The sequence below is a fragment of the Alishewanella sp. BS5-314 genome, from assembly GCF_025377695.1.
In the GTDB taxonomy this organism is placed as follows: Bacteria; Pseudomonadota; Gammaproteobacteria; order Enterobacterales; family Alteromonadaceae; genus Alishewanella; species Alishewanella aestuarii.
Genome location: NZ_JACEHJ010000002.1, coordinates 181,937 through 202,052, shown reverse-complemented (window position 1 = coordinate 202,052; position 20,116 = coordinate 181,937). Strand labels below are relative to the sequence as shown.

Here is a 20,116-nt window from a genome sequence, read left to right as displayed (position 1 = left end):
GGAATGATACGGATATGCCCCAAAGCCGTCAACATCTTTTTTGTCGCTTTTGCCTATTCCTTAATCATCCGGTAAAGAAAGGTCCAGAATATCGTCTTTTTGTGGCGGCTTACTGGTAGTTGCCGTGGTTTTCTTCGCCGCGACCGGAGGTTCTGGCTTGGCTTTGCGCCAGAACAACAGTGCGTTCAACCCCTTACCAGTCATCACCAACCAGAACAATACGCCCCCCAGGGTAACAATAATCAGATTTGACAGAATTACCAATAACCAGGGAAAGCCAGCTTCTGGCGCGGCGGGAGGAGTATCAGCAGCCTGGTTGACCGGCGTCTCAGTTACAGGCTCAATTGCCAGTGCTTCCTGAGCCTGCTGTATAACCAAAAACCGCTCTTCCGGCAGATTAAGCACAAATTCACGACCGTCCTGCATATTACCAAATACCGACAGATTCAACAGATAGCTACCATGACCACGATTTTCTACTGTGACCTCCCGCGCCTGCTCAGGCTCGGTTATTGCAAACTGAAAACTGTCACCGTCCGGATAACGGATCAGCCCCTGAAACAACAATGTATCCGCATCGACCAGTTCAGAGGTTTTGGTCAGTCGCAGCAGATGCGGTTTTGTCATCTCCCGGGAATTAACAAACTCGATTGCCACCGGAGCTGGCGCCACCCGCACCGGGGCTTGCTCCAACTCACGGCTATATAGTGGCGTACGGACAATAAAACGCGGGATCCATTCCCCGGCACCGAAGTTAAGATTAACCTCACCGGTAAAAATACCGTCCCGCGCACTGGCATCGTAACCACGACCATCATCACGAAAGGTCGCAACCTCCGCCAAGCCACGGCCATAGTTCTCCATATCCGGATTATTGGTGCTGACAAATAACACCTGCATGGTCAGGATTTCACGAAAATCCCTGGCATTCACTAACTGGTCGCCGTCCATCAACCGGGCGGTCAATTTAAAGGTTTCACCCACCATTAAGGCGCTGGGAAGAGGGTCAACGTCCAATTCAATATCAGTGAGGACCAGTACCCGGCTTTCTGGCAAAATCCGCCCTACTGCCTGCCAGGGACCTGGCATAGGTTCATTGATCTCAATCAGATCGTAACTGGCTGCATCATGCCAGCGCATATTGTGATCTTTCGCTGTATTGTAGAAGACTTTACTGCCGTCAGGACGCACTAATACGATAGACGCGGTGCCCGGGCGACGGAAAAATACTAATGTAATGCTCTTTACACCATCATCAATCCGAAAGCGGTTATCAAGCAGCGGGATCTGATTACGGGTTGGCAGTTGCTCCAATATCGTCAGACCAGGTTCATCCCGTTTTGGCGCGGTATCGTCCTGAGCCTGAACCGGCAGCAGTAAAGATAAAAATAGACACAGTACTAGACGCGCCACAGGCAGGTTCCCCCTTTTTTCTGCACCAAATCCAAACGGCTCTCATGTGCAGCGACTTCCGACTCTGACGCCCGGATCACCTTTAAACGCCCCTGGCGCTGAATATGCAGTGGACTTTGTTGCTCGAGCTGTTCGGCTTGCTCTTCGGCCGCCAGATTAAGGCTGACCTGACCACCGGTCATCAGCAGATACACATCTGCCAGAATTTCCGCATCCAATAAAGCGCCGTGCAAGGTACGATGGCTATTATTAATATCGTAGCGTCTGCACAGCGCATCCAGATTATTTTTTTGCCCCGGGTGCAGTTCACGAGCTAACAGCAAGGTATCAACGATTGTGCAATACTGGGCGACCGGCGGCAGCGCCGGCCGGAGCAAAGCAAATTCATGATCAATAAAGCCGACGTCGAAGGCCGCATTGTGGATCACTAACTCGGCACCCTGAATGTACTGGTAAAAACTCTGCGCTATTTCCCGGAACTTCGGCTCAGCAGCCAGACGCTCATTGGTGATACCGTGTACCGCTATCGCCTCTGCATCAATTTCCCGCTCCGGATTGATATATACATGGAAGTTGTTACCGGTGAAACGGCGGTTTACTAGCTCGACGCAACCGATCTCAATAATACGGTGGCCTTCTTTTGGACTGATGCCGGTGGTTTCAGTGTCGAGAATAATTTGTCGCTTTGCCATCTACTGTTTCGCTTTTTCACTGGATTTACGCTAGATTATACGCCGTTTTCAGCTTAGGAAAGGCCAAATGCAGAAAAGTGTTGCAATCTATACCGATGGATCCTGTCTCGGCAATCCCGGACCCGGCGGCTATGGTACCATTCTGTGCTACCAGCAACATCGCAAAGAGCTGAGTGCAGGCTTTCGACTGACGACCAACAACCGGATGGAACTGCTGGCCGCAATCGTCGGCCTTGAAGCATTAAAAAGTCCTTGCCGCGTCGATTTAACTACCGATAGTCAATATGTCAGGTTGGGTATCACGCAGTGGCTGGCAGGCTGGAAACGCAATAACTGGAAAACCAGTCAGAAGCAAGCGGTGAAAAATCAGGACTTATGGCGACGCCTGGATGCAGCCTGTCAGGGTCATCAGATAAGCTGGCACTGGGTAAAGGGTCACAATGGTCATCCGGAAAACGAACGCTGTGATGAATTAGCCCGCAATGCCGCCAGTGCGACACCGGCGGCCATTGATAGCGGCTTTGAAGCGAGTCAGGCCGCTATTTAGCTATTCGGCTTGTAGCAGCTGTTCCAGTTCCGCGATAAATTTCGGATCCGTTGGATTCACCCGGCTGCCAAAATGCAGCACTTTCTGCTCGTCTTTGCTGACCAGATATTTGTTAAAATTCCAGGACGGAGCTTCACCCGTTTTGGCAATCAGCGCTTTGAATACCGGATTAGCCTTATCACCACGCACACTGGTAGTAGAAAACATCGGAAACTCTACACCATAAGTCAGATAACAGACTTCGGCAGTCTTTTCTTCGTCACTGTGTTCTTGCCGAAAATCGTTAGATGGAAAACCTAACACCACCAGCCCCTGTTCTTTATAACGCTGGTACAGCTGCTCCAGTGCTTCAAACTGCGGCGTAAAACCACACTTGCTGGCTGTGTTGACGACCAGTAAGGTTTTGCCCTGAAATTGCTCACACAGATCAACGGTTTCCCGGGTTTTTAACTGCTGGACTGAATGGCCGAGAATATCACCACACTGCGCCGCCTCAGCGGTCGCAGGTAACAGACTTAAGGTGATTAAACCTAAGCCGAATGCCAAAACTTTCATGCTGCTCTCCAAATTTTATTATTACGGACAGTCTCTACGGCTCTAAGCTTAGCTTAGATCGCTTTTGATCCGTGATCCTTTTCACCAAAAATCTTTATCGAACCGGAAAAAAATTTTCACTGTTACTGGCGCCAGTTTGGCGCTAAATAAGCAATAGCGAAAGAGGTATCACGCGATGACGACAATACAGCCAACTGAATTTGAAGAATTTAATGAAGACGCTGAACTGATTGAGCCAAGCGGTGTGAAAGACACTAAAGCCCGGCAAAAATATCAGGCGCGGCGCCGGATTGATGAACTGCTGGAACAGAAACGACTGCGTGAGCTAATTGATGATTGGGAGTTATTGGAAGATTAGCAGCGATTGCTATCGATAAGTGCCAGATAATGCTAATATATTTATCAGGTATCTCGACCAGAAATTAACAGGCCAGCGCCAGTGCTCAGCTTCCGCTCATTCAGACTTACGACTCTGCTCCCCTTGTTGGTGTTAATTTGCAGCGGTTCACTGAGCATCAGCTTGCTGCATTATCTTGCCGAGCAACGACAGCTGCAACAGCAGTTGCGGCTAAATGATCAGGCTCAATCCTACGCAGGAGCTATCCAGCAAGAACTGGTCCGTACGACGACAGCAGCCTATGCTGTAGCGGCATGGCTTAGATTACGGCAAGGTGATCTTAGTGAGTTTCCAGTCTTCGCCCAATCTATCTACCCCTATTATCCTTTTCTCACCGCCATCTCTGTCGCACCAGAGGGCGTGATCCGGGCGGCCTATCCGGCTGAACCAAACCAGGCATTACTTGGCTTTGATGTGTTTAAAGATCCGCTACAGGCCGATGCCGCCAGACGTAGTCTGAATCAAAGTCTGGTTTATCTCAGTGGCCCCTACCAGCTGAAGCAAGGTGGTGTCGGCATTATTGGCCGCTTACCGGTAACACTGCCGCAGGCTGATGGCGAACAGCGGTTTTGGGGCTTTGTTAATGTCACCTTTAAACTGGACGAACTCGCCAGCCTGCAGCGGATGGCGCAGCTCCCTACTCAGGGCATTCACTATCAGCTCTGGCTGGATCAGACCGAACAGCCGACGCTGATTTTATCAAGCAATAGCAATGCATTTCAGCCGACAGCGGAAGCACAGATCCAAACGGGTACCGTTAACTGGCGCTTACAGCTGGCCACACCGACCAGCCAGTTCAGTACAGTGCAAATATGGCAAGTTGCGCTGGCGGTAATCTTCAATCTGTTGTTAGTCAGTTTAAGTTACCTGTTAATGCACAATTTAGTGCGCAAAAAGGAGCTGCGCCAACTGGTTAACGAGCGCACCGCTGATTTGCAAACGCAGCTGGCCCGTCACCGCAGTTTTATTGTCGCCAGCAATACCGGCAGTTGGGAATATGACCCTGAGCATCAGCAACTCAACTGTAGCCCGGAATACTTTTCGATGCTTGGTTATCAGGCATCGGAGTTTGCCGCTTATACCGAACACAACCTGCAACAGCTCTGGGCTGAATTACTGCATCCGGCAGATCGCGACAAAGCCAAAGCCGTATTTGAGCAGTATCAGGCATCAGAGCAGAGCGGGCTCTATGAAAATCATTTCCGGATGCGCCATAAGCATGGCCACTGGGTATGGATATTATCCCGCGGTCGCAGCATTGTCACAGAGCAGGGTAAAAAGCTGACTGTCGGCACCCATATTGATATTAGCGACCGTAAAGAATCAGAATTAAAACTACAGCTATTAGCCCGGCTGTTTGAGCAAAGTTCAGAGGGGTTACTTATCACCAATGCTCAGCAACAGGTCGTGATGGTAAATCAGGCCTTTTGTAGTATCAGCGGCTATCAGGCAGAGGAGGTGATCGGTAAAGATCCACGACTCCTATCCTCAGGTAAGCATGATAAAAACTTTTATCAGCAAATGTGGCATGCTATTGCTGAACATGGCGTCTGGAAAGGTGAGATCTGGAATAAGCGGAAAGATGGTAGTCTATATCCGGAATGGTTGTCGATCAGCAAAATTGAAGGGCCTGAGCCCGGCGAAATCTACTATGTCGGTCTATTCCGCGATATCAGCCAGTATAAAGAAGATGAAGCACAAATCCGTTTTCTGGCCCAGTATGACCCGCTAACTGAACTACCTAATCGGGCGTTATTGCTGGACCGCACTGAGCAAGCACTGGCCGTTGCCAAAGACCAGCAACAGCAACTGGCGCTGCTCTTTATTGATGTTGATCGCTTTAAACAGATCAATGACTCGCTGGGCCATCAGACTGGCGACCAGCTACTGATCCAAATCGCCCGGCGTTTAACTTCCTTATGCCGACCAGAAGATACCCTTTGCCGACTCAGCAGTGACGAATTTGTGTTATTAAGGCCCAATACCAATGCGGAAATGGCTGCAGAATTAGCTGAGCGGATCCTACCGCTAATGCTTACGCCTTATCAGGTCAGCGGTCATGAGCTGGTGCTATCTGCATCGATTGGGATAGCGGTGTTCCCTCAGGACGGCCAAAGTTTCCATGAGCTGTACCGGCACGCCGATATCGCTATGTATCGCGCCAAAGAGAATGGCCGTAATACCTACTGTTTCTTTACCAGTGAGATGCAGCGCTACCATGCCCGCCATCTGCTACTGGAAAATGCCCTGCGCCGGGCCATTGAAAATAACGAGCTAAGCCTGGTTTATCAGCCACAATATTCGCTGCAGCAACAAAAGCTAACTGGCTTTGAGGCGCTGTTGCGTTGGCAGCATCCGGAATTAGGCTTTATTTCCCCCGGCGAATTTATTCCGCTGGCTGAACGCAGCGGCCTGGTGATCCCGCTGGGTGAGTGGGTACTAAAAACCGCATTAGCAGAGCGGGCCTCTTGGCAACAGCTTACGCCGGCGCCATTAACGGTAGCCATCAACCTGTCCCCCATCCAATTTCGACAACCTGGCCTGCTGACGTTAATTGATAGTCTGCTGCACGCCTCGCAGTTGCCCGCAGAGATGCTGGAGTTGGAAATTACCGAAAGTGCCATGGTCGAAGATCCGGCGCATGCTGCCAGCTTGTTGGATGCCTTCCGGCAACGCGGCTTGCGGATCGCGGTAGATGATTTTGGCACCGGTTATTCTTCGCTGAGCTATCTAAAGCGCTTTGCGCTGCATAAACTGAAAATTGACCAGTCGTTTGTGCGGGATTTACTGAGTGATGCCGATGACAGGGCCATAGTGCAGGCCATTATCAGTATGGCACATAGCCTGGAATTGGACACCATTGCCGAAGGGGTAGAGACCGCAGCACAACAAGCCTTACTGCAACAATTAGGCTGTCAGGCAATTCAGGGCTATCACTACGGTAAGCCATTGCCGGCAGAACAGGCAAGAGCCTTTATTCAACAACAACTGCAGACCTGACTAGCGATCTGCAGTGTCTGCCCTCAATCAGCGCGCTAAAAACTCTGCCCGGGTACGGGCGTCTTCTTTAAAGATGCCACCCAGCGCTGTGGTTTGCGTTTTAGAATTGACGTCCATTACCCCACGCGACTTGACACAATAATGCACTGCATCCATGGTCACAGCCACATTATCGGTTTCCAGCAAGGCCTGTAGTGCGATTAGCACCTGTTGCGTCAAACGCTCCTGCACCTGCGGCCGCTGCGCAAAAAAGCGTACGATACGGTTAATTTTTGATAAGCCAATGATTTTCTTGCCAGGAATATAAGCCACTGTCGCGCTGCCATCAATGGTAACAAAATGATGCTCACAGGTACTGGTAAAGCTGATATCTTTTACTTTTACCATTTCACTGACTTGCATCTTATTTTCAATCAGGGCAATTTTTGGGAAGTTGCTATAAACCAGACCGCTAAATACCTCGTCAACGTACATCTTGGCGATACGGTGTGGCGTCTCACTTAAACTGTCGTCGGTTAAATCCAATCCCAGCGTCTCAACAATCTCGGTCATCAGCTGACTGATTTTTTGATACTTCTGATCGCGGGATAAGCCGTTATCGCGCATAGGAGTTTCCAGACCTCTGGCTTCCAGGGCACTACGCACTAACATTGCTTCTTCAGTTAACATACTTTTTTCCAACACCTGACTCTGATGCAGCTTCTACGCCCTAACCCGGCATCCAGTTTAGTGGCTATTGCACAATAACTGCTATTTTACACCCATAAAACACGAAAGCCCAGCAAAGCCGGGCTTGGGTAGGCTAACCGACAGGCTTACTGCACGCGGGCTAAGGCTTCCAGCAGCTCACGCGGCTCAACTTCAGGGCCATTTAACGACTCATCCCAGTTAGTCCCAATCAACACACCGTCGTCGTACATTTCTTTTAACCAACCTTCACAAAACACATCCAGCGGGATGGCTTCCGGCTTATAATTTTCCCATTCGTCTGAGCAATGGGCCTGAGCGTCCGCTTTATTCGACCAGAACGGCATCACGTCAGTTTCTTCAAATTCTACCGATTCCACTACCAGTAAATCTTCACCATCCGCCAGGGTCCAGACCACCCCTTCGGTTTTAGCTTCTTCGACAAAACGCTGAAAACTTGGATCATGTGCAAACTCAGACATACCTAACCTGCTTTAAAAGAAATTCACCCTGCTATTAAAGCAGAGATCGGCAACGAAAAGCCAACTTTATTAGCAGTAATGCCCCTTGCCTACCCCCTGGCATGAAAATGACGTACAATCAGCCCGATGTATCAATCCATCTAAACGGTAATTGAAACCATGGCGCAATATATTTTTTCAATGTATCGGGTATCGAAAGTTGTACCCCCGAAACGAACCATCTTAAAAGATATCTCCCTGTCGTTTTTCCCCGGCGCGAAAATTGGCGTCTTAGGTTTAAACGGCTCGGGTAAATCCACGCTGTTACGCATTATGGCCGGCGTAGATAAAGAATTTGAAGGCGAAGCCCGGGCACTTAGCGGCACCAAGATTGGTTACCTGCCTCAAGAGCCGGAGCTGGATGCCAATAAAACCGTAAAAGAAATCGTCGAAGAAGCGGTAGCTGATGTGAAGCAAGCCTTCGCCCGTCTGGACGAAGTCTATGCCGCTTACGCCGATGAAAATGCCGACTTTGATGCGCTGGCGCGTGAGCAAGGTGAACTCGAAGCCTTAATTCAGGCTAAAGATGGCCATAACCTGGAGAATACGCTGGAGCGCGCCGCAGATTCACTGCGTTTGCCGCCCTGGGATGCCAAAATCGAACATCTGTCGGGTGGTGAGCGCCGCCGGGTGGCGATTTGCCGGCTGGTGCTGGAACGCCCGGATATGCTGTTACTGGACGAGCCAACTAACCACCTGGATGCCGAATCCGTTGCCTGGTTAGAGCGCTTCCTGCACGACTACCCGGGGACAGTCGTGGCCATTACCCACGACCGTTATTTCCTCGATAACGTCGCCGGTTGGATCCTGGAGCTGGACCGCGGTGAAGGTATTCCATGGCAGGGTAACTATTCCAGTTGGCTGGAGCAAAAAGAAGCCCGGCTGGCACAGGAAGAAAAATCAGAGAATGCCCGCCAGCGCTCTATTAAGCAGGAATTGGAATGGGTACGCACTAACCCGAAAGGCCGCCATGCCAAGAGCAAGGCGCGGATGGCCCGCTTTGAAGAGCTGCAAAGCCAGGAATTTCAAAAGCGTAACGAAACCAATGAGCTATTTATTCCGCCGGGGCCGCGCCTGGGTGATAAGGTGCTGGAAGTTAGTCATTTGCGTAAAACCTTTGGCGATCGGGTGCTGATTGATGATTTAAGCTTTAGTATTCCGAAAGGCGCTATCGTCGGTATTATCGGTCCGAACGGCGCCGGTAAATCGACGTTGTTTAAAATGATCACCGGCACCGAACAAGCGGATGGCGGCAAGATTGAAGTGGGTGAAACGGTACAGATCGCCAGCGTGGATCAGTTCCGCGATAAGATGAACCCGAAAAACACGGTTTGGCAGGAAATTTCCAACGGTCAGGATATGCTGCAAATCGGTAACTTCCAGATCCCAAGCCGGGCTTATGTCGGTCGCTTTAACTTTAAAGGCAATGACCAGCAGAAATTTATCGGTGAGTTATCCGGCGGTGAACGTAACCGGGTGCATTTAGCGGCGCTGCTCAAAGCCGGCGGCAATATGCTGCTGCTGGACGAACCGACCAACGATCTGGACGTGGAAACGCTGCGGGCGCTGGAAAACGCGCTGCTGGATTTCCCGGGCTGTGCCATGGTGATCTCGCATGACCGTTGGTTCCTCGACCGTATCGCCACCCACATTCTGGATTACCGCGATGAGGGTAAGGTGAACTTCTTCGAAGGTAACTACTCGGATTATGAAGCCTGGCTGAAGCAAACCTACGGCGCGGCGGCATTAGAGCCACACCGGATTAAATACAAGCGGATCTAATCACCGCTTTCTCTTTAAAACGCCTGCACTTGCAGGCGTTTTTGTTGGTAAAACTTGTCAATTACAGAAAAAGGCGTATAGTAACTGATAATCATTATCAAATAAGGAGTTCATAATGAAAAGCCTGCTTATCGCGACCTTAGTGGCCACCCTGAGTCTGACTGCACACGCCTCTGAGCGCCCGGCGCATTTTAAAGGTGCGGAAATCAGTTCTGCACAACAAGCACTGAGTGTGCTGCAAGAGCAGAATAGCAAGCTGGCAGCTTTACTCGCTGGCGAGCTCAATCCAACCAGCATGACCGAAATTCATCAGCTAACCTATACACTGGAAAATGCGCTGGCCAAATTACCCGCCGCTTCGGATGAGATTAAAGAAGTACTGGAAGAAGTACATCAGGGTTCAGAAACAATGGACTATCAGCGGGTTAAGGATAATGGCGCCTATTATCTGCAACTGGCAAAAGCCCTGTTAAAATAGCACGCTAGTTATCAGCTCGCGACAGCTTGGCAGCAGGCTGTCGCGGCCGCTACAATATCTAAGCCTTAGTCTGATCCCGTGCTGTTATGACGTCTTTGCAACTTGTTAGCTGGCTTGTCTTTATTGCTTTGTTGCTGCGCTTTTACCCGAAAGAGCTACTGCCACGTTTGTTGCAGGTCCCGGGATACCAGGCACTGGTGTTTGGTTCTGCTGTCGCCCTCACCTTGCTGTGGTCGGTGCGTGCCGGTATTGAATCAGGTCTGGAGTTGTTTTTTCTGGGCATCACCACGCTGGTGTTGTGTCATGGCTGGCGTATTGCGATCTGGATCTGTTGCCTGCCGCTGCTATTATTGCAGGCCTTTGGTATTGTCGATTGGGCCGATGGCGGCGTCTTTGCGCTGACGACCTTCATTCTGCCGGGCTTATTCAGCTATGCTATCTTTGCCTGGTCGTATCACTATCTAAGCCGGCACCTGTTTGTTTATATCTTTGTCGCCGGTTTTATCAGTGCCGCCCTGACCATCAGCCTGAAGATCCTGCTTACCTCGCTCTGGTATTACCTGCAGCAAGACTATAGCTGGCATACCATCTACCACAATTATACCCAGCTGGCGTTACTGATCTGGTTTGGTGAAGCCTTACTCAATGGTATGGCCATCACCCTAATGGCGGTATACCGGCCACACTGGCTCAGAACTTTTTATGATAACGAATACCTGTCACCCGACCGCTGAAATAGCGATGGCCACTCCTCGCCAAATAAAAGACTAAAAATTAGCCAAAATCACGATATTTTAGCAATAAGACTGTTACCTAAGGTGGCAGCTGTTTACGCCACCATAAAAATATCATTAATTTTCATAAAGTTAATAAAAATTAAAAGTTGGCATATCGCTTGTAATAGTTAGGTCGTAGTAAACCACTAACCCTTAACCAAGCGAGAGAGATATGAAAACTGTAACTAAACTGATGATGGCCACTGTACTGGGTTTAACCTTAGCGGCACCTGCCAGCGCCAACAGCCTGAATAACCTGAGTGAAATGACCAGTGATCTGCTAAGCCGCCAACTGATAGAAGTGCGCGAATCGATCAAAGTGCAAACCAAGCAAGCGTTGGAAAGTAGCGTTCGCCTGGTCGCCGAGCAAATGAAACTGAGCCAAAACACCGAGCAACAGGCAGAACAGACCGTTAGCGCAGAAACGGCTAACACAGCGGCCCAGCCTAAGGCGGAATAATGCCTTATTACAGCAGCAGGCGGTTTTGCAGTACGCCTTCAGGCCCCAGCGACACCAGATCAGCCGGGGCCTGTCAGCCGCAATCTTAACCCTTTAATACCGTCGCCACAGCTTTGGCGAAGTAATCAATATTGGCATGATTTAACCCGGCAATACTGACCCGGCTTGACCCCACCATATAAATGCTAAATTCATCTCTTAGGCGATCAATCTGCGCTTTGTTAATACCGAGAAAGCTAAACATACCGTGTTGACGGGCAATAAAACTGAAATCCTGCGTAATACCTTCGGCGGCAAACTTATCGATAATTAACTGCCGGTAGTTATTGATCCGATCGCGCATTTCCGCCAGCTCCTGATGCCACAGCGCCGTTAATTCCGCACTGTCCAGAATATGGCTAACGATAATGGCACCATGTGCCGGTGGCATAGAATAGATCGAACGGACCACGCTCAGCAGATTCACTTTCGCCAGCTCCATCACCTGACTGTCAGCAGAAACGATACTCACAGCACCGATACGCTCACGGTACAAGCCAAAGTTCTTCGAGCAGGAGCTACACAGCAACAATTCAGATACCCGTTCTGCCAGATAACGCAGGCCCTTTGCATCTTCATCCAGGCCGCTACCAAAGCCCTGATAGGCCATATCAACCAGTGGCGTAAAGCCGCGCTCCAATGCCAGCGCGGTAAAACGCTGCCATTGCTCAAAGTTCAGATCCATACCGCTTGGGTTATGGCAGCAGGCATGTACCAGTACCACATCGCCGGCGGGTACTTGCGCCAGTTCCGCGAACATCTGCTCAGTCTTCAGGCCCTTGGTATCGTAATCGTAATAGGCGTACTCTTTAACTTTTAGACCCGCCGCCTGAAACAATGAAATATGGTTAGCCCAGGTCGGGGTGGTAACCCAGATGGTGGCATCAGGATTAGCGCGCTTAATAAACTCGGCCGCCACCCGCAACGCACCTGTGCCGCCAGGCGTATGCGCTGTAGTTACCCGGTTTGCCAGCAACACCGGATGGCTATTACCAAAGGCCAGCTTTTCAATATGGGCGTTAAAGCCCAGATCACCGGCCATGCCGATATAGGTCTTGCTGTCTTCTTGTTTCAGGCGCAGTGCTTCTGCTTCCTTAACGCACTTCAGCACCGCCGTATGGCCCTGCTCGTCTTTATATACCCCAACACCTAGGTCAACTTTCAGTGGATTCGGGTCTTCACGGTAAGCCGCCATCAGACCCAGAATAGGATCAGTGGCAACGGGTTTTAACTGAGCAAACATAATGTTCTACCTGGATTATTGTGCTAATAAAAGGCCATCTTATACGGCCGGTAAATAGTCCGGAATGGTCAGACACACCGCCACCAGTAACGCCAGCGCGCGCTGATCAAATACCTCTGCTTGAAAATCTTCGGCATCGACAATGCCCAGTATTCTGCCCGATTGCGCATAGAGTGGCAAACAGGCTTCGGCCTGAACTTTCGGGTCGCACGTATAGTATTCGCCACCCTGTTGTAAATAACTGGCGACACTGTTAATCACCCGCGCTTTACCGCTTAAGCCAACACTGCTGTTGTTACTGATGGTGGCAAACTCAGGGGTGAGAGGGAACTCGGCGCGCGAGGGCGCACCAAAGTAGCTGAGTTTGACCAATACCGCTTCGCCAGCTGGATTGGCTCGCGCCTGGTAGATACCAAACCAGGCCACGCCGGCCTGCTGTTGATAAAAAGCGGTAATTTGGCTGAGCCTGGCCAGTGCTTGTTGATTCGCCGCCGTTTGACCGCCCAAAATAGCGGTTAAATCATAAGGCTCGGCTGCCAACACGCCAAATAATGAACAGGCCCCACCCTCGCCAAGCTCGGGCACCTGGTACTGCCAATTTACCGTTGGCGCCGACACTTGCTCAAGGTACTGCCGCAAGGCCTGCTGTTGCTGTGCTACCGCGGCAGCAAAAGCTGGCGTTGTCAGCTCGGTTAAGCCACTTAACTGCAGATACTGGGTCAGAGAGACAGAATTACTCAAAATATAGCCGTCCAGATTTCTAAAATAATGGGCATCATTCTACCAGAAGCCACTAAAAAACCAAGCTGACCACAGAAAAACTTGCCTCTGTTCATCGCGCTCAGTAAGCTCTGCGCTATTCGAACTGACAAGCCATTTTCCGATGAGTAAAAAGATCTCGCTTGCCGACTGGCAAGCTCGACTTGGCGCCAGCACAGGCGCGGAACCTGCGACGCCAGCCCATGCTGATAGCGATCTGGTTTATTCTACTGCCAGTGGTCGTATTAACAGCAAGGCAGCGCCAGAAACCCTGGGTACCGCCTACGCCGATAGTGCGCTGCGGGTAAGACGTGAAACCAAAGGCCGTGGCGGCAAAACTGTGCTTACCATCAGTGGTATAACCGGCAGTGCAGAGCAACTGAATGCCCTTTGCTCTGAGCTAAAAAAGAAATGCGCCTGTGGTGGTGCGGTAAAAGATGGCGTGATAGAGATCCAGGGCGATAAGCGTGAACAGGTCACGGCTGTACTGCAGCAAAAAGGTTATCAGGTAAAACAAGCCGGTGGCTAGCTGACCTGCAAGTTAACAGTAAAACGGCAGCCAAGGCTGCCGTTTGTGTTTAGGGCTTATTGCTCGGAATTATCCGGCCGGCCGAAAACGCCGGTAAAGAAACTCTGTTTCCGCCACAGCGGCCGCTGAGCGGTATTCGCAACATCCAGCGCAATATTAAAATTAATATTGGTAAAGACCGCGCCGGCATCATAGCGGATCGGGCCGTAGTCCCGTTCCAGACTCGGAATATCATCTGAGGGCTTATGATAATGCTTGGCAAAGAAACTGCCCCAGATCTTACCACCATCCTGAGTCGGATCCTGCGAGGTAAAACCCGTCATTAAAAAGACCGCCGGCACACCTTGCTGCACTAAACGAAAATGGTCAGAGCGGGTAAAAATCGCCTGCTCTGGCATCGGATCGGCACTCAGCTTAATGCCCTCTTTTGCTGCCGCGCTGGCGACGACATCGCCCAGCGTAGAATGATTGGCACCAAAAGCAATCAGATCAGCAAACGGATATAGCAGTACCGGCATATCCAGATTGACGTTCGCTACCAGCTTTTCAATCGCCAGCGGCGGATTCCTGGCGAAGTAATCAGCGCCCAGTAAGCCCTTCTCTTCACCGGTCAGCGCGACAAACAAAACAGAACGCTTCGGCGTCTCAGGCAAGGCAGCAAATAAGCGCGCGGTTTCCAGTAAGATCGCGGTACCGGCGGCATTATCCATAGCACCGTTATTCACTTTATCACTGGTACGTAAGTCGTTAGCCAAACCAATATGATCTGAGTGCGCGCTTAACACCACAACTTCGTGTTTTAACGTCGGATCTGAACCCGGCAGCAGCGCCAGTACATTAGGACTGCTAATACTTTGATGGCTGCTTTCGCTTTGCAGATTAACAATACCGTTCAGGGCAAAGCCTTGCGGCATGGCATCCTGTTCCAGTTGTTGAAAGATCTCATCCAGTACTTTGCCACTTGCTGCAAACAGCGCCTTCGCCGCATCAGGATGTAAGTAAGCACTCCCTTTTAACTGCGCAAAGCCGCGCCCCGGTTCGCCGGCTTCATTAAGCCAGGTCATACTGGGCGTATTTAAATACAGCAAACTGTTGGCATAAGGCCGGGTTTGTTCCTGCTGCGGGGTATGTACGGTTAAAATACCGACGGCACCGCGCTCAGCGGCAAATTCCGTTTTCATACTGCCTAGGTAAGCGCGCTCTTCACTGGGTAGACTGGCCGGCAGGCCGGCCAGCATCACCACCACCTTACCTGCAACATCCAACCCGGCATAATCATTTAACGCAAAGGCATCAGACACCAGGCCATAGCCAACAAACACCATCGGCGCACTCAGTGCTACTGAGGTTTGCTGTAAACTGGGACCCGTAAAGAATTGCTGCGGATAGCTGAGCTCCTCTGTCTTATCAGCAAACTGAAAACTTAGCTTGGCACTACCAGGCACTAATAATGCCTTACGCAGTGGCACCTGCTGATAATATCCGCCATCTGCTGCAGCCCCCTTCAGCCCCAAAGCCCGGAACTGCTCGGTAATATAGAGCGAGGCAATCTCGTGGCCACGGCTACCGGTATCCCGCCCTTCCAGCAAATCATCGGCCAGAAAACGTAAATGGCTTTCAATTTTAAGCGGGTCCGCTTTGGGCTCAGAAAGCGGTGCAGGCTTACCGCACGCCAGCAGCGTAAGAGCGGCAGCCAGCACCAGCATTACAGGTTTTTTCATTGGGTTGTTCTCTTCTACATCAACAATTTAAAAACAAAAAAGGTGCCAGAGCGGCACCTCAGAACTTCAGCGCCGGTCTCAGGGCTGCACGCTTTGGCTTGGCTGCTGATAACGCTGTTGATAGCGCCGGTGCAGTTGCTTGTGCCGGTTATCTAAATCCACACTACGGCCGTCGATCCACATCTGTTCAACCTGATGGCCGCGATAATCAAAGATATCACCGCTGGATACCACCAGACTGGCGCTTTTACCAACTTCAATCGACCCTAAACGGTCGGCAACGCCGGCAATGGCAGCGGCATCCAGCGTCAGGGCCCGTAGCGCCTCGGCCTGATCCAGACCATAACGGGTAACATGACCGGCAGCGAATACCAGGTTCCGGGTATCCCAGAAACCATCCAGCGACAGCGCGAATTGCACCCCGGCGCGTTTTAACACGCCCGGCGCACTAAAGGCCTGATCGTAGGCTTCATCGCCACGGGTTGGCAAACCATAGGGCGCGGTATAGATCACAGCGACCTTATTCGCCGCCAGCTCATCGGCAATGCGCCAGCTATCGCGCCCACCAACAATCACCAGCTTGACACCATACTGCTGCGCTAACAGCATCGCCTGGCGCATTTGCCGCGGGTCATCAGCATGCACAAACAGCGGTAACTTGCCTTCGAAGAAGCTTAACATCGCATGCCAACGCGAATCCCGGCCACGATTCAGGCCCGCTTGCTCAGCCAGGTAATAGGCATGGGCAGCGCTAAAGTAATCCTGCAGCTTTGCCAATTGCTCTGCCTGACGTTTTTGCTGCTGTTCGACACTGTCACGCACCCACCAGCCGGTTTGAATCCCCATCCGCGGCCAATTGACATGCAAGCCAACACTGGACTGCACCAGCGCGTCCTGCCAGTTCCAACCATCCAGTTGCATCAGGGCTGAGCGCCCGGTGATCAGCGAGCCGGACGGGTAAATCAGGCTGTGACTAAAACCATTGCTCCGGATCGTTGGGATCACGACCGAATCGGCATTAAAGGCCACTTCCGTGCGTAGATCCGGATTGGTCGCACTGATTTCCCGATCGTCACGGGTAGCCCGTACCGCTTCCACTTCAATCAAACCCAGTTGATTAATCAGCGCAATCAGTCCCGGATACAGGTTCTTGCCGCTAAGATCCTGCACTCTGGCAGTGGCAGGTGCCGTCAGGTTAGTACCGACGGCAGCAATTTTGCCATCCTGAATCAGCACATCCTGCACCGCAGGTGCAGCAACCACAGAATGCACAGTGGCGTTTTTTAGTAACAAGGGTTCAGTCTGTACCGTGCCCGGGACCGGATTCACCGCACCAGCACTGCCGGCTGCCAGCACACAGGCGGCAGCCAGTAAGGATTTAATCAGTTTCATCAGTGTTGTCCTCCGTGGGCATGACCATGGCTATGTAAATGGTCGCCAAAACCAAAACGCAGTTTCAGCCAGTCGTCGTTATCCTCACAATGCCAGATCGGATCGTCCTGTTTGTAACTGTTAGTACTGCCCTGACGTGCCGATTCACCGGCGGTCAGCACTTTTTGGATCAGCTGCTGGCGCTCGTTTTCCAGTTGCTCACGCTGTGCCAGGTCGCTATTACGGTCAAAGTAGCGAGCGCCTTCAATCCAGGTTTGCTGTACCACACTGTAAACCGACAGCGGATGCTGGTCCCACAGCACAAAGTCGGCCTGCATACCCTCAGCGATAGACCCGACTTTGTCGTCAATCTTCAGCTGTTTGGCCGGATTAATAGTGACCATCTTCAACGCTTCATGCTCATCCATATTGCAGTACATGGTCGACTTGGCCGCTTCCTGATTCAGCCGGCGCAGCAGGCCCGGATCATCAGAGTTAACACTCACTAACAAACCCTGCTCATGCATCAGACAGGTATTGGTTGGGATGGCATCATTCACTTCCATCTTAAAGCCCCACCAGTCGGCGAAGGTTGACACGCTGGCACCGTGTGCCTGCATCTCACTGGCCACCTTATAGCCTTCCAGAATATGGGTATAGGTATTGACCTTAAAGCCCATCTCATCGGCAACTTGCATCAGCATCAGAATTTCTGAGGCAACATAAGAGTGGGTATGGATATGGCGTTTTCCTTCCAGAATTTCGACCAGCGTTTCCAGTTGATAATCACGCCGCGGCGGCACGGTACGGCCTTGCTCGCGACGCGACAGCTTGTTGTAAGCCTGCCAGGCGGCCTGATACTCTTTGGCGGCCTGGAACTGGTCGCGGATAAAGGTTTCAACGCCGATACGGCTTTGCGGATAACGGGTATTAAATTCCGTGCCCCAGTTTGACTGTTTCACGTTTTCACCCAGTGCGAACTTGATGCTCGGTGGCGCGTTACGGAACTTCATGCCCTCGGCATCCGCGCCCCAGCGTAAGCTGATAATCTGCGCCCGGCCACCAATAGGGTTAGCACTACCGTGCAATACCTGTACCGTAGTTACACCGCCTGCCAGGGCACGGTAGATATTAATATCATCCGGATTAATCACATCGCCCAGATGCACTTCAGCAGTATTGGCATGAGAGCCTTCATTCACGCCCTGCTCAGTCGCAATATGTGAGTGCTCATCGATAATACCCGGTGTCAGGTGCAGGCCGCTGGCATCAATTACCCGGTAGCCTCGCGGCGTTGTCAGATTCTGGCCAATCTTCTCAAACCTACCGTTACTGACCAGCAAGTCAGTATTTTGCAGTACACCAGCGCTGCTTGCGGTCCAGATAGTGGCATTTTTTATATGCAGTTTTTCCGTAACCGGCAAGGCGCTCAGACCAAAGGCACGGTTTGGATAGGTCAGTCTGGAGACTTGCGTTGCCGGCTCTGCAGCCGCTTTGGGGGCCTTGGGCTCTACCGCACTGCGTTGCAGTGTCAGCGGTTGCTGCTTACCGGCGGCATCCAGCCAGTAGCCGCTTAACTGCTCGCCAGTTAAAACACCATTAAACTGCAGCACTATCGCCTGCTCAGTTAAGGCTTTTAACGGCAAACTAAATTGCAGCCGCTGATCTTGCACCCGCAGATGCTCCAGTTTCGCTTTTTTCTCACCCAGTACTGCTTCACCTGCAAGCTTGGGTGCTGTGCCGCTGATCGTGATATCGATGCTTTGACCGTCGAGATTAAACTGGTACTTGCCGGCAAAAACCGGCGGCTGCACCGGCGTAAAGCTGTTTTCCTGCCCGCGCAGCCAGGTTGCAACAATTTCGCCCTCGGCGAACAGGTCACCACGGCTGATCACCAGATCAGCCTGATAGCCCGGCGCCACCTTACCCAATTGTTGCCCCAATCCCAATAGATCTGCCGGTACAGTGGTCAGCGCGGCCAGCGCCTGCTGCTGGCTAAGACCATGCTGCACCGCTTTACGCAGATTGGGGATAAAGTCGGCTTTCTTTGTTAAACCATGACTGGTAAAGGCAAAGCGCACACCCGCTTGAGCCAGTACTGCCGGGTTCGCCGGTGCCCGCTCCCAATGCCGTAAATCCGCCAGATTGACGTCCAGTCGCTGCTCAGCAATCGTGACATCCGGCGCAGCCGGGAAATTGAGCGGTAATAGTATCGGCTTGCCGGTCGCTTTAATCTGCTCCAGCCGGCTGTATTCATAACCCGAGCCCAACAATAAGGCATTGCTGATATCAAATTCGGCTAATAAGCGGCTGGCCCGCAGCAAAGAGCGCTCATCGCTGGTATCGAACAATACGCCCTGCTGCTTTATCGTCGCCAGACCCGCCAGAGCGGCATTAAACTCCAGCGGCTGACCATTGACAGTAGTCACTTCGCGCGAGGTCGCCGCCTGATACCAATTGGCATCGGATAAGGTCTGACGGATCAGCGCAATAGCGCCCATCAACGACGAGGGATAGGTTTGTTTCGAACTGCCCTTACTGAAGGCCATAAAATGCTGCGCATCGGCCTTTAGTACCAGATTATTGGGTAAATCATCAGCCAGAGAAGCAACAAAAGCCGTACCGCGGAAAATGCCATCCTGCCGCGCACTTTGTACCACGGTAATACCCTGTTTCAGAAAGTCAGCAGCGGCCTTACTATCCGGCTTAAACTGGGTTACCCAGCGCTGCTGCGCATGGATCGCATCATTGGCGGCATTACCACCACGGCGCTCGTTTTCATACACCGGGCGGCGGCCAAAACTAAAACCTTCCCCCTCACCTGCCTTTGGCACCCCATACTGAGTATAGGGATCAATAAAGCCAGCATAGACCGTATAACCGCTGAGATCCCGCTGCTGATAGCCCGCCGGCACCCGGCCATTACTGCTGACGGCCTCAATTTTACCATCCCGGATCAGGATGGTGGCAGCGGTTAGGGTTTTACCGGGTTCGGTTTGCACAGTGGCATTGGTCAGCGCGACCAGATTTGGTGTTTTATCGCGGATCCCAAGCTGCGGTGTTGTCTGAGCCGCGATACCGGCAGCACTGTAGCCACCGAATAGCGCCAGGCTCAGCAAAGACAGGCGAGCTGATGTCATAACATT

Annotated in this window: 18 protein-coding genes; 8 read left to right on the top strand and 10 right to left on the bottom strand. The window is 51.6% G+C overall.

The window, feature by feature from the left end; genetic code table 11:
* Nucleotides 1-60 precede the first annotated feature (60 nt).
* Both H1D31_RS05400 and dnaQ read right to left on the bottom strand, forming a co-directional pair.
* Nucleotides 61-1,413, bottom strand: coding sequence for a TIGR03503 family protein (locus tag H1D31_RS05400; RefSeq protein ID WP_261256752.1), 1,353 nt, complete (start codon nucleotides 1,411-1,413; stop codon nucleotides 61-63).
* Entirely contained in the window at nucleotides 1,401-2,105 is a 705-nt protein-coding gene (dnaQ, locus tag H1D31_RS05395) for a DNA polymerase III subunit epsilon (RefSeq protein ID WP_008609875.1), read from the bottom strand. Before dnaQ ends, H1D31_RS05400 begins: the two co-directional genes overlap by 13 nt.
* A 67-nt stretch (nucleotides 2,106-2,172) precedes the next feature.
* Between dnaQ and rnhA the strand changes: the two genes are divergently transcribed.
* Nucleotides 2,173-2,652 (top strand): ribonuclease HI, encoded by a 480-nt coding sequence (gene rnhA, locus H1D31_RS05390; protein WP_261256749.1) that lies wholly within the window; start codon nucleotides 2,173-2,175, stop codon nucleotides 2,650-2,652.
* On the opposite strand, the gene H1D31_RS05385 is transcribed toward rnhA, so the two are convergent.
* Nucleotides 2,653-3,207: a glutathione peroxidase gene (locus tag H1D31_RS05385; RefSeq protein WP_065956316.1), complete on the bottom strand. Its 555-nt coding sequence runs from the start codon at nucleotides 3,205-3,207 to the stop codon at nucleotides 2,653-2,655.
* Between the two features lie 175 nt (nucleotides 3,208-3,382).
* Between H1D31_RS05385 and H1D31_RS05380 the strand changes: the two genes are divergently transcribed.
* Entirely contained in the window at nucleotides 3,383-3,565 is a 183-nt protein-coding gene (locus tag H1D31_RS05380; RefSeq protein ID WP_065956317.1) for a PA3496 family putative envelope integrity protein, read from the top strand.
* Nucleotides 3,566-3,727: 162 nt separating this feature from the next.
* Nucleotides 3,728-6,604: an EAL domain-containing protein gene (locus H1D31_RS05375; RefSeq protein WP_261256745.1), complete on the top strand. Its 2,877-nt coding sequence runs from the start codon at nucleotides 3,728-3,730 to the stop codon at nucleotides 6,602-6,604.
* Between the two features lie 27 nt (nucleotides 6,605-6,631).
* On the opposite strand, the gene folE is transcribed toward H1D31_RS05375, so the two are convergent.
* Nucleotides 6,632-7,273 carry a GTP cyclohydrolase I FolE gene (gene folE / locus H1D31_RS05370; RefSeq protein WP_008949772.1) on the bottom strand — a complete coding sequence of 214 codons (642 nt, stop codon included), beginning with the start codon at nucleotides 7,271-7,273 and terminating at the stop codon, nucleotides 6,632-6,634.
* Nucleotides 7,274-7,419: 146 nt separating this feature from the next.
* Nucleotides 7,420-7,773, bottom strand: a complete 354-nt coding sequence (locus H1D31_RS05365; RefSeq protein ID WP_008609864.1) for a DUF2750 domain-containing protein — start codon at nucleotides 7,771-7,773, stop codon at nucleotides 7,420-7,422.
* Between the two features lie 159 nt (nucleotides 7,774-7,932).
* On the opposite strand from H1D31_RS05365, the gene ettA reads away from it, so the two are divergent.
* From ettA to H1D31_RS05345, 4 genes are all read left to right on the top strand, one after another.
* On the top strand, nucleotides 7,933-9,594 hold the full coding sequence (gene ettA / locus H1D31_RS05360) for an energy-dependent translational throttle protein EttA (RefSeq protein ID WP_261256740.1): 1,662 nt from the start codon (nucleotides 7,933-7,935) through the stop codon (nucleotides 9,592-9,594).
* 115 nt (nucleotides 9,595-9,709) lie between these two features.
* Nucleotides 9,710-10,072: a DUF6746 family protein gene (locus H1D31_RS05355; RefSeq protein WP_261256738.1), complete on the top strand. Its 363-nt coding sequence runs from the start codon at nucleotides 9,710-9,712 to the stop codon at nucleotides 10,070-10,072.
* An 86-nt stretch (nucleotides 10,073-10,158) separates the two neighbouring features.
* Entirely contained in the window at nucleotides 10,159-10,806 is a 648-nt protein-coding gene (locus H1D31_RS05350; RefSeq protein WP_065956320.1) for an energy-coupling factor ABC transporter permease, read from the top strand.
* 214 nt (nucleotides 10,807-11,020) lie between these two features.
* The gene (locus H1D31_RS05345) at nucleotides 11,021-11,308 is read left to right on the top strand and encodes a hypothetical protein (protein WP_261256735.1); all 288 of its coding nucleotides are present in this window, start codon (nucleotides 11,021-11,023) and stop codon (nucleotides 11,306-11,308) included.
* Nucleotides 11,309-11,393: 85 nt separating this feature from the next.
* Here H1D31_RS05345 and H1D31_RS05340 read toward each other — a convergent pair whose 3' ends face one another.
* On the bottom strand, nucleotides 11,394-12,590 hold the full coding sequence (locus H1D31_RS05340; protein ID WP_261256733.1) for an aromatic amino acid transaminase: 1,197 nt from the start codon (nucleotides 12,588-12,590) through the stop codon (nucleotides 11,394-11,396).
* A gap of 39 nt (nucleotides 12,591-12,629) precedes the next feature.
* Nucleotides 12,630-13,331: a GAF domain-containing protein gene (locus H1D31_RS05335; protein ID WP_261256732.1), complete on the bottom strand. Its 702-nt coding sequence runs from the start codon at nucleotides 13,329-13,331 to the stop codon at nucleotides 12,630-12,632.
* Between the two features lie 142 nt (nucleotides 13,332-13,473).
* On the opposite strand from H1D31_RS05335, the gene H1D31_RS05330 reads away from it, so the two are divergent.
* Nucleotides 13,474-13,878: a translation initiation factor gene (locus tag H1D31_RS05330; RefSeq protein WP_261256730.1), complete on the top strand. Its 405-nt coding sequence runs from the start codon at nucleotides 13,474-13,476 to the stop codon at nucleotides 13,876-13,878.
* Nucleotides 13,879-13,934: 56 nt separating this feature from the next.
* Here H1D31_RS05330 and H1D31_RS05325 read toward each other — a convergent pair whose 3' ends face one another.
* From H1D31_RS05325 to H1D31_RS05315, 3 genes are all read right to left on the bottom strand, one after another.
* A complete protein-coding gene (locus tag H1D31_RS05325; protein ID WP_261256728.1) occupies nucleotides 13,935-15,599 on the bottom strand; it encodes a M28 family metallopeptidase in 1,665 nt (554 codons plus the stop codon).
* Nucleotides 15,600-15,677: 78 nt separating this feature from the next.
* Nucleotides 15,678-16,991: an amidohydrolase family protein gene (locus H1D31_RS05320; protein WP_261256726.1), complete on the bottom strand. Its 1,314-nt coding sequence runs from the start codon at nucleotides 16,989-16,991 to the stop codon at nucleotides 15,678-15,680.
* Complete coding sequence (locus H1D31_RS05315; protein ID WP_261256724.1) at nucleotides 16,991-20,110, bottom strand: amidohydrolase family protein; 3,120 nt, start codon at nucleotides 20,108-20,110, stop codon at nucleotides 16,991-16,993. Before H1D31_RS05315 ends, H1D31_RS05320 begins: the two co-directional genes overlap by 1 nt.
* Nucleotides 20,111-20,116: the final 6 nt, after the last annotated feature.

Excerpts from the sequence above, each read along its gene's own strand:
- dnaQ (WP_008609875.1), bottom strand. The coding sequence starts at position 2,105 with ATGGCAAAGCGACAAATTATTCTCGACACTGAAACCACCGGCATCAGT.
- rnhA (WP_261256749.1), top strand. The coding sequence starts at position 2,173 with ATGCAGAAAAGTGTTGCAATCTATACCGATGGATCCTGTCTCGGCAAT.
- H1D31_RS05385 (WP_065956316.1), bottom strand. The coding sequence starts at position 3,207 with ATGAAAGTTTTGGCATTCGGCTTAGGTTTAATCACCTTAAGTCTGTTA.
- H1D31_RS05380 (WP_065956317.1), top strand. The coding sequence starts at position 3,383 with ATGACGACAATACAGCCAACTGAATTTGAAGAATTTAATGAAGACGCT.
- folE (WP_008949772.1), bottom strand. The coding sequence starts at position 7,273 with ATGTTAACTGAAGAAGCAATGTTAGTGCGTAGTGCCCTGGAAGCCAGA.
- H1D31_RS05365 (WP_008609864.1), bottom strand. The coding sequence starts at position 7,773 with ATGTCTGAGTTTGCACATGATCCAAGTTTTCAGCGTTTTGTCGAAGAA.
- ettA (WP_261256740.1), top strand. The coding sequence starts at position 7,933 with ATGGCGCAATATATTTTTTCAATGTATCGGGTATCGAAAGTTGTACCC.
- H1D31_RS05355 (WP_261256738.1), top strand. The coding sequence starts at position 9,710 with ATGAAAAGCCTGCTTATCGCGACCTTAGTGGCCACCCTGAGTCTGACT.
- H1D31_RS05350 (WP_065956320.1), top strand. The coding sequence starts at position 10,159 with ATGACGTCTTTGCAACTTGTTAGCTGGCTTGTCTTTATTGCTTTGTTG.
- H1D31_RS05345 (WP_261256735.1), top strand. The coding sequence starts at position 11,021 with ATGAAAACTGTAACTAAACTGATGATGGCCACTGTACTGGGTTTAACC.
- H1D31_RS05340 (WP_261256733.1), bottom strand. The coding sequence starts at position 12,590 with ATGTTTGCTCAGTTAAAACCCGTTGCCACTGATCCTATTCTGGGTCTG.
- H1D31_RS05330 (WP_261256730.1), top strand. The coding sequence starts at position 13,474 with ATGAGTAAAAAGATCTCGCTTGCCGACTGGCAAGCTCGACTTGGCGCC.
- H1D31_RS05325 (WP_261256728.1), bottom strand. The coding sequence starts at position 15,599 with ATGAAAAAACCTGTAATGCTGGTGCTGGCTGCCGCTCTTACGCTGCTG.
- H1D31_RS05320 (WP_261256726.1), bottom strand. The coding sequence starts at position 16,991 with ATGAAACTGATTAAATCCTTACTGGCTGCCGCCTGTGTGCTGGCAGCC.
- H1D31_RS05315 (WP_261256724.1), bottom strand. The coding sequence starts at position 20,110 with ATGACATCAGCTCGCCTGTCTTTGCTGAGCCTGGCGCTATTCGGTGGC.